Genomic DNA, 8,731 nt, shown 5'->3' on the forward strand with positions numbered 1-8,731 from the left:
CATATTACGAACAGATTGTATATGGAAGGAGTTAATAAAATGAACGACATTTTATGGGTTGAAAACACGATGCCGAAGACCGAAGACAAAAATCTGGAGATCATGGCATTGGAAAATGTCCGCAAAGCCCGGGCTTTCCATGAGAGTTTTCCCCAGTACACCAGAACCCCTCTGGCCAAGCTGGAACGCATGGCGACCTATCTTGGGATCAAGGAATTATATGTGAAGGACGAATCCTACCGGTTCGGCCTGAACGCTTTCAAAGTATTGGGCGGTTCCTTCGCCATGGCCCGCTACATAGCAAAACAGATTGGCAAGGATGTATCGGAACTTCCCTACCGGGTACTCACCTCCGACGCATTGAGAGAGGAATTCGGTCAGGCCACTTTCTTCACGGCGACAGACGGCAATCACGGCCGCGGCGTCGCCTGGTCGGCAAATATCCTGAAGCAGAAAGCAGTGGTATTTATGCCGAAGGGCACGACCAAAACCCGCTTTGACAATATCGAACGTGAAAACGCGACGGTGACCATCGAAAACGCCAATTACGACGAATGTGTCCGGATGGCCGCCGAAGCTGCGGAAAATACAAAAAATGGTGTCGTCGTTCAGGATACCGCTTGGGACGGCTATGAGGAGATCCCCTCCTGGATCATGCAGGGTTACGGGACCATGGCCGACGAAGCCAACGGACAGATGGAGGCCTACGGCTGCGAATGTCCCACCCACGTATTCGTGCAGGCTGGCGTAGGCTCCTTAGCCGGCGCCGTACAGGGATATTTCGCCAACCGTTATCCCGAGAATCCTCCCATGGTGATCGTAGTCGAGGCACAGGCCGCCGACTGCCTGTATCGGAGCGCCGCTTCCCATGACGGCTCCATACATATCGTAGATGGGGACATGGAAACCATTATGGCCGGTCTGGCCTGCGGAGAGCCAAACACCATCTCCTGGGATATCTTGAGAAATCATGTAAAAGTATTTACTTCCTGCCCCGACTGGGTGGCAGAACGCGGAATGAAGATGCTGGCCGCGCCTTTCCGCGGAGATCCGCAGGTGATCTCCGGCGAATCCGGCGCCGTGCCCTTCGGGCTGCTGGCCTGCATCATGAAAATGAAACGCTACAGAGATCTTCGGGACGTATTAAAATTAGATGAAAATTCCAGGGTACTGCTCTTCTCCACCGAGGGCGATACCGATCCGAACCGCTTTAAGGACATCATCTGGGATATGTGATCCCGCTCATAGAATCGTTACTCTATCAATGGAAAATGGAAATCATAGGAGGTAGCAAAATGGATTTCAACAAAATCAAAGAACTGGCACAAAGTTATGAAAAGGACATGACCAAATTCTTACGTGACCTAGTAAAAATCCCCGGCGAAAGCTGCGGTGAAAAAGGCCACATTGACCGCATCGCTGAAGAAATGCGCAAGGTAGGATTCGATAAAGTGGAAATTGACCCGATGGGCAATGTACTGGGTTATATGGGCAGCGGCGAGACCCTGATCGGCTACGACGCCCACATCGACACGGTCGGTATCGGCAACATCAACAACTGGGAATTCGATCCTTACGAGGGCTTCGAAACCGAAACGGAAATCGGCGGACGCGGAACCTCCGATCAGCTGGGCGGCATCGTCTCCAGCGTGTACGGCGCCAAGATCATGAAGGAACTGGGCCTCTTAAGCGACAAGTATACCGTACTGGTAACCGGTACCGTGCAGGAAGAGGACTGCGACGGCCTGTGCTGGCAATATATCATCAACGAGGACAAAGTAAAACCGGAATTCGTCGTAATCACCGAGCCCACCGACGGCAATATCTACCGGGGCCAGCGCGGACGTATGGAAATCCGTGTGGATGTTAAGGGTATCTCCTGCCACGGCTCCGCTCCGGAACGGGGTGAAAACGCGATCTACAAGATGGCGGACATTCTTCAGGAAGTACGCGAATTGAACAACAAGCTGCACTACGATCCTTTCCTCGGCAAAGGAACCCTGGCCGTTTCCGAGATCTTCTTCACCTCTCCTTCCCGCTGTGCGGTAGCCGACAGCTGTGCGATCTCCATCGACCGCCGTCTGACGGACGGAGAAACCTATGAGATGGCATTGGATGAAATCCGCGCGCTGCCCACGGTCAGAAAATATGACGCCGTTGTCAGCATGTACAAATATGAAAGACCCAGCTACACCGATCTGGTATACCCGACCGACTGCTACTTCCCCACCTGGGTCATCCCGGAAGATCACGCCGCGACACAGGCCATGGTGGAATCCTATCAGGGAATGTTCGGGGAACCTAAGGTTGACAAATGGACCTTCTCCACCAACGGTGTTTCCATCATGGGACGCTACGGCATCCCCTGTATCGGTTTCGGACCCGGCAAAGAAGCCCAGGCGCACGCTCCCAATGAGAAGACCTGGAAAGCGGATCTGGTGAAATGCGCCGCAGTCTATGCCGCGCTTCCTACCTTATACTGCAAATAAACTCATGGATTCCTATGGCTGATTCCCCCAACAGTCAGCCATAGCCACTCATAAATCATTAAAGGAGATAAAAAAATGAAAACATTACAGGATTACATCGATAAGCTCAACAAATTAAATTTCAAAGAAATGTATAATAACGACTTTTTCCTGACCTGGGAAAAAACAGATGATGAACTGGAAGCCGTATGGACGGTAGCCGACGCGCTGCGTTTCATGAGAGAAAACAATATTTCCACGAAAGTATTTGAAAGCGGCCTTGGTATTTCCTTATTCCGCGACAACTCCACCAGAACCCGTTTCTCCTTCGCGTCCGCCTGCAACCTGCTGGGTCTGGAAGTACAGGATCTGGACGAGGGCAAGTCTCAGATCGCCCACGGCGAAACCGTAAGAGAAACCGCCAACATGATTTCCTTCATGGCGGACGTCATCGGAATCCGTGACGACATGTACATCGGAAAAGGAAATGCCTACATGCACGAGGTATCCGACTCCGTAAAACAGGGCAACATCGACGGAATTCTGGAGCAGCGCCCCACCCTTGTAAACCTGCAGTGTGATATCGACCATCCGACCCAGTGTATGGCGGATATGCTGCACATCATCCACGAGTTCGGCGGTGTGGAGAACTTAAAGGGCAAAAAGCTGGCCATGACCTGGGCTTACTCTCCTTCCTACGGCAAACCCCTCTCCGTTCCTCAGGGCGTTATCGGCCTGATGACCCGTATGGGTATGGAAGTGGTGCTGGCGCATCCGGAAGGCTACGAGGTAATGCCGGAGGTAGAAGAAGTTGCCAAGAAAAACGCGGCGGCATCCGGCGGAAGCTACCGCAGAACCAATGATATGAAAGAAGCCTTCCAAGACGCCGACATCGTATATCCAAAGAGCTGGGCTCCGTTCGCCGCTATGGAAGAAAGAACCAAGCTGTACGGCGAGGGCGATACCGAGGGTATCAATAAACTGGAAAAAGAACTGCTGGCACAGAACGCAGAACATAAGGACTGGGCATGTACGGAAGAAATGATGTCCTTAACCAAAGACGGCAAAGCCCTCTATCTGCACTGCCTGCCCGCCGATATCTCCGGCTTAAGCTGCGAAACCGGCGAAGTGGATGCCTCCGTATTCGACCGTTACCGCAATCCTTTATACAAGGAAGCCAGCTACAAGCCCTATGTCATCGCTGCCATGATCCTGCTCAGCAAATTCGAAGACCCGGCCGCTCTGATGAAAAAACTGGAAGAGCGCAATGTTCCCCGTGTCTTTAAATAGAACTGACTCAGGTCACACATGCACGCACTGGAGGATCATATGAATAAAAAAAGAATCGTCATAGCACTGGGCGGGAATGCCTTAGGGGATACCCTGCCCGAACAGATGGCCGCTGTTAAAATAACCTCCAAAGCCATCGCAGATCTTATAGAAGAAGGCCATGAGGTCGTTGTATCCCACGGGAACGGGCCGCAGGTCGGAATGATCAACAATGCCATGGCCGCGTTAAGCCGTGAAAATCCGAATCAGCCAAACACTCCCCTCTCCGTCTGCGTAGCCATGAGCCAGGCTTACATCGGCTATGATCTGCAGAACGCGTTGCGGGAAGAGCTTCGCAACCGGGGGCATTATGATATTCCGGTCGTCACCATGGTAACCCAGGTCCGGGTTAATCCCGACGATCCGGCTTTTGAGAATCCCTCTAAGCCCATCGGGCACTTTATGACCAAAGAGCAGGCCGATATCTCAGCGGAAAAATACGGATACATCATGAAGGAAGACGCCGGACGCGGATACCGCCGTGTAGTCGCATCTCCACGGCCCATAGAGATCGTGGAATCCGACGCGATCCGTACTTTGGTGGAGAGCGGTAATATCGTCATCGCCGGCGGCGGCGGCGGAATACCGGTAACCCTGCAGGGGAATCATTTAAAAGGCGCCAGCGCCGTCATCGACAAAGACTTTGCCAGCTGCCTGATGGCCCAGGAACTGGATGCCGACTATCTGATTATCTTAACCGCCGTAGAAAAAGTTGCCATCAATTTCGGCAAACCGGATGTGAAATGGTTATCCGAAATCACCGTGGATGAGGCTAAGAAATATATGGACGAGGGACATTTTGCTCCCGGCTCCATGCTTCCGAAGGTGCAGGCTGCCGTGCAGTTTGCCTCCTCCAAACCCGGACGCACCGCCCTTATCACCCTTCTGGAAAAGGCGAAGGATGGGATCGAGGGTAAGACCGGGACTATCATCCGGCAGTAAATAAATTATCATTGTTCCAACGGATTACACGAAGAAGAGGACGAAACCTCGCGGGATTTCCGGTCATAACCGCCTTTGGCGGATATGACCCGGCTCCTGCAAATATGAGGTTTCGTCCTCTTTTTTGTTATCCGGCTTTTCTAATTGCTACTGCGGCCCGCCGCTTTTTGCGAAGGCCTCAAGCAGCAGATCCATCTGAGGCGGTATATGAATCGGTTCTCCCGCCGCTTTGATCGCGTTATTTACATCCTTTAAACCATTCCCTGTCACGATACTGACCACCGACGAGTCTTTCGGGATCAGGCCCAGTTCCACCGCTTTTTTGACACCGGCGGTCCCGGTTACACCGGCAGGCTCGCCAAAGACCCCACAGGTACGTCCCAACAGCCGCATGGCAGCCAGTATCTCCTCATCCGACACCTCCACGGTGACACCGTTTGACTCCAGAATGGCGCTGATCGCCTTATCCGGATTACGGGGTACGCCTACTGCGATGCTGTCGGCGATGGTATTTTCTTCCATAGGCTCAAGCGGCGTATTGGTTCTGGCCGCCCGGTTGATCGGATAGCAGCCCGACGCCTGTACGCTGATCAGCTTCGGCAGACGGTCGATAAATCCGGCCTCATACAGATCCTTTAATCCCTTCCAGACCCCGGCGATGGAACAGCCGTCGCCTACGGAGATCGCAACATAGTCGGGCATCTGAAAGTCCAGCTGCTCCGCGATTTCCAGGGATACCGTCTTCTTCCCCTCCATCAGATAAGGGTTGATCGCCGCGTTTCTGTTATACCAGCCCCAGCGGTCGATGGCTTCCGCCGACAGCCGGAACGTATCCTCGTAGGTTCCCTGCACACTGATCACCGTGGCCCCGAATATCATAAGCTGGGACACTTTTCCCTTCGGCGCCCGCTCCGGCACAAAGATAAAGGTCTTATAGCCGGCAGCAGCCGCATTTCCGGCCAGGGAGGAGGCCGCGTTTCCGGTGGAGGAGCAGGCGATGGTATCGGCCCCGGCTTCGTATGCCTTGGCTACGGCCATAGCGGAGGCGCGGTCCTTCATGCTCGCCGTGGGATTGATTCCGTCGTCCTTGATATACAGGGTTTTGATACCGATCTTCTCAGCCAGGCGGTCCGCTTTATAAAGAGGGGACCAGCCAACCCGAAGCTTTGGATAATTTCCCTCCTCCGCCACCGGGAGAAACTCCCGGTAGCGCCACATGGAATACTCTTTGCGCTGCGTCAGCTGCTCCTTTGTCAACTGCTTTTTGATATAGCTGTAATCATATTTGATATCCAGAATGCCGCCGCATTTGGGACAGGTCGTCACGTTCGGAACGGCTTCATGCTCCGCCCCGCATCGGACGCAGACGGCTGAAATTACATGTTTCATAATATTCGGCCCTTCCCTTCTACAGATTCTTGAGCAGACCGGTGCTCTCATTGAATTCCTTAATCAGCTCATCGATCTGGGCGGCCTGTTTATGTACCGCGCCCCAGGTATTTTCATAGTCATACCACAGCGCGTTCAGTTCTTCCACCGTTCTGCCCTGCTGCTCTACCCAGGTGTAATATTTCAGATTATGGATCCGTTTCCGCCCTGTGTAGGTCAGCTCTTCCAGGTTATCCGTCTTCACGGACCGCAGATGGGTATGATAGTCGACTGCGGCTTTCATCGTGCTGTACTCTCCGTCTTCCTCCCGCAGCTCCTCGATTCTGGAGCCGTACATAGCGGCGGAGTCCGTCAGTACGGTGGCCACCACATCGTTTTCCGTCAATTCATAATATTTGGCCATCTTGATGGCACACAGCACATTGGCAATCCCTGAGATTCCCATGTAAGCAAGTTCATCCACCAGCTTCGGATCAACACCCGCTTCTTTGACCAGGTATTCACGGCCTTCCGGCTCGTTGAACAGGCGCAGCAGCTTCTGGCTGTCCTCGTCGTCGATGGCAATGACCATATCCGTATTCTTGACATTGTGAATCCACGGCACGTGCTTATCGCCGATGCCCTCGATCCGGTGTCCGCCGAATCCGTTGTTCAGAAGGGTCGGGCACTGCAGCGCCTCTCCCACGCCCAGCTTCAGTCCCGGGTACTTTTCTTTCAGATAATCGCCGGTTCCCGTGGTGCCCGCGGAACCGGAAGTAAAGCAGGCCCCGGCCAGATGGCTTTTCTCATTGGCGATGCTAAGATAAGCCTCTTCAATCGCATTCCCGGTAACCGCATAGTGCCACAGATGATTGCCCATCTCCTCAAACTGGTTGAAGATCATGACGTCGTCTCTGGTGTTACGAAGCTCCCAGGTTTTATCAAAGATCTCTTTTACATTGCTCTCGCAGCCCGGTGTGGCAATGATCTCCGTCGCCACCGTAGCCAGCCAGTCAAACCGCTCCCGGCTCATCTCCGCCGGCAGTATGGCGATGGAGTCGCAGGATAAAAGCTTGGAATTAAACGCACCGCCCCGGCAATAGTTGCCGGTGGACGGCCATACCGCTTTCTGCCGGCTGGCGTCAAACTGCCCGGTCACAAGCCTGGGCGCCAGGCATCCGAAGGAAGCTCCTACTTTATGGCAACCGGTAGGGAAGAATTTTCCGATCATGCACAGAATCTTCGCATCCACACCGGTAAGCTCCTTGGGAAGCACGATAAAATTCGGGCCTCCAAACAGGCCTCCGCTCTCCTTCGGCTCATTTTTCCATGTAATACGAAACAGGTTCAGGGGATTGATATCCCACAGCCCCACACTTTTTAACTGTTCTTTAATCGCTTCGGGTACCTTTTCCGGATTTCTCATCTGCTCGAAAGTGGGAATGATGATATTCTTTTCCTTTGCCCGCTCAATATTTCTAGCCAATGCCTCTTGTTTCTTGGTTAAATCGATCACTATATTCATCCTCCTGAAATATGTAGTTTTAGGCGTACCCCAACTGTAACCTATGTGTAATATTATAGCATCTGCAGGCGTTTTATTCAATGAATCTAAAGTATTATCGAGAGTATTTGCAGGATTATCCGTCCGATTCACGGTTTGATTCTGCCTTAAGGATCTTAATCAGGAACCGTCAGCGGAATGCATAGTATTGAAGCAGATAATCCTTTACTGTTTTATAACGGGCCCGGCTGACAGGAACGCTGCGGCCGTCGGTAAATTCCGCGGACAGGGCCGTTAATTTTCTTAGCTTGGCCAAGTTTAGGGCATAGCTTTGATGGCATCTTATGAAATAAGAAGGGAGACGTTCCATGATGTCGTCTAATTTTATATAGCATTTCCACCGGCGGCTTTGGCTCTGAAGATAGACCACATGCTTATCGCTTTCCAGATAATAGACGTCTGCCAGGGGAATTTTCTGTATTCCATTTCTGCCCTTTAGCATCAGTGTATTTTTTTCGTCCTGCCTGCATCGGTCAAGAGCTTTCATCAGAGCCGCTTTCAGATCCTCCGAAGGAATTGGTTTGGGAAGGCAGTAGATCGGGTTGGTATCAAATATTTCCTCCGGCATGTCCGGATCGGAGCTTACCCAGATAAATTTGATCCCGGGATATTTCTGACGGATCTCTTTTGCTATATTTATCATAACGCCGGTATCTTTGGAGATATCGGACAAAATCAGGTCGGGGTAAATTTTTCCCGCACAGATTTCCGCGGTCAGGAAGTCCAAAGATTCATAAAGATCTGTCTCCATTTCCTGCTTGTAAGATGCGGATACCTCTTTGGCAATTTCTTTTCGAACGGTTTTGTTTTCATCACAGACGGCCAGCCTTATCATGCGGATTCCTCCTTGTTGTGTTCTCAGGTTATTATACCGTGGCTGGCATCCCACAACAAGACAGCCTGCATTTTTGCGCATTTTTATAGCACAAAAAGACAGGCGGTAAGCAGTTCGCTTATGGTTCTTCCTCGGGTTTGGGTATGCCCGCTGCTTAAGGGCCGGTGTGTGTCGGTGTCCCGGAAATGCTCCGGGCAGCCGGATTCCTTTGTGTCTCCCCGGGAG

Annotated in this window: 7 protein-coding genes; 4 read left to right on the top strand and 3 right to left on the bottom strand. The window is 52.2% G+C overall.

Going from position 1 to position 8,731, the window contains the following annotated elements; genetic code table 11:
* Positions 1-39: 39 nt before the first annotated feature.
* The 4 genes from dpaL to arcC all read left to right on the top strand — a co-directional run bounded on the left by dpaL (position 40) and on the right by arcC (position 4,739).
* Entirely contained in the window at positions 40-1,236 is a 1,197-nt protein-coding gene (gene dpaL, locus KTH89_RS10725) for a diaminopropionate ammonia-lyase (protein ID WP_158342700.1), read from the top strand.
* Positions 1,237-1,295: 59 nt separating this feature from the next.
* Positions 1,296-2,489, top strand: coding sequence for a YgeY family selenium metabolism-linked hydrolase (locus KTH89_RS10730; protein WP_158342701.1), 1,194 nt, complete (start codon positions 1,296-1,298; stop codon positions 2,487-2,489).
* A 75-nt stretch (positions 2,490-2,564) separates the two neighbouring features.
* On the top strand, positions 2,565-3,758 hold the full coding sequence (gene ygeW, locus KTH89_RS10735; protein WP_158342702.1) for a knotted carbamoyltransferase YgeW: 1,194 nt from the start codon (positions 2,565-2,567) through the stop codon (positions 3,756-3,758).
* 39 nt (positions 3,759-3,797) lie between these two features.
* Positions 3,798-4,739, top strand: a complete 942-nt coding sequence (gene arcC / locus KTH89_RS10740; RefSeq protein ID WP_330656674.1) for a carbamate kinase — start codon at positions 3,798-3,800, stop codon at positions 4,737-4,739.
* A gap of 147 nt (positions 4,740-4,886) precedes the next feature.
* Here the strand turns inward: arcC and KTH89_RS10745 are convergent, their stop codons facing one another.
* The 3 genes from KTH89_RS10745 to KTH89_RS10755 all read right to left on the bottom strand — a co-directional run bounded on the left by KTH89_RS10745 (position 4,887) and on the right by KTH89_RS10755 (position 8,506).
* Positions 4,887-6,128 carry a threonine synthase gene (locus tag KTH89_RS10745; RefSeq protein WP_238721658.1) on the bottom strand — a complete coding sequence of 414 codons (1,242 nt, stop codon included), beginning with the start codon at positions 6,126-6,128 and terminating at the stop codon, positions 4,887-4,889.
* 19 nt (positions 6,129-6,147) lie between these two features.
* Positions 6,148-7,623: a pyridoxal-5-phosphate-dependent protein subunit beta gene (locus KTH89_RS10750; RefSeq protein WP_238721660.1), complete on the bottom strand. Its 1,476-nt coding sequence runs from the start codon at positions 7,621-7,623 to the stop codon at positions 6,148-6,150.
* A gap of 178 nt (positions 7,624-7,801) precedes the next feature.
* Positions 7,802-8,506: a LytR/AlgR family response regulator transcription factor gene (locus KTH89_RS10755; RefSeq protein ID WP_238721662.1), complete on the bottom strand. Its 705-nt coding sequence runs from the start codon at positions 8,504-8,506 to the stop codon at positions 7,802-7,804.
* Positions 8,507-8,731: the final 225 nt, after the last annotated feature.

It is taken from the genome of Diplocloster agilis, from assembly GCF_019042275.1.
GTDB lineage: Bacteria > Bacillota > Clostridia > Lachnospirales > Lachnospiraceae > Diplocloster > Diplocloster agilis.

What these genes read in the sequence shown, in the direction of transcription:
- KTH89_RS10755 (WP_238721662.1), bottom strand. Translation starts at nt 8,506, where the DNA reads ATGATAAGGCTGGCCGTCTGTGATGAAAACAAAACCGTTCGAAAAGAA.
- KTH89_RS10745 (WP_238721658.1), bottom strand. Translation starts at nt 6,128, where the DNA reads ATGAAACATGTAATTTCAGCCGTCTGCGTCCGATGCGGGGCGGAGCAT.
- ygeW (WP_158342702.1), top strand. Translation starts at nt 2,565, where the DNA reads ATGAAAACATTACAGGATTACATCGATAAGCTCAACAAATTAAATTTC.
- KTH89_RS10730 (WP_158342701.1), top strand. Translation starts at nt 1,296, where the DNA reads ATGGATTTCAACAAAATCAAAGAACTGGCACAAAGTTATGAAAAGGAC.
- arcC (WP_330656674.1), top strand. Translation starts at nt 3,798, where the DNA reads ATGAATAAAAAAAGAATCGTCATAGCACTGGGCGGGAATGCCTTAGGG.
- dpaL (WP_158342700.1), top strand. Translation starts at nt 40, where the DNA reads ATGAACGACATTTTATGGGTTGAAAACACGATGCCGAAGACCGAAGAC.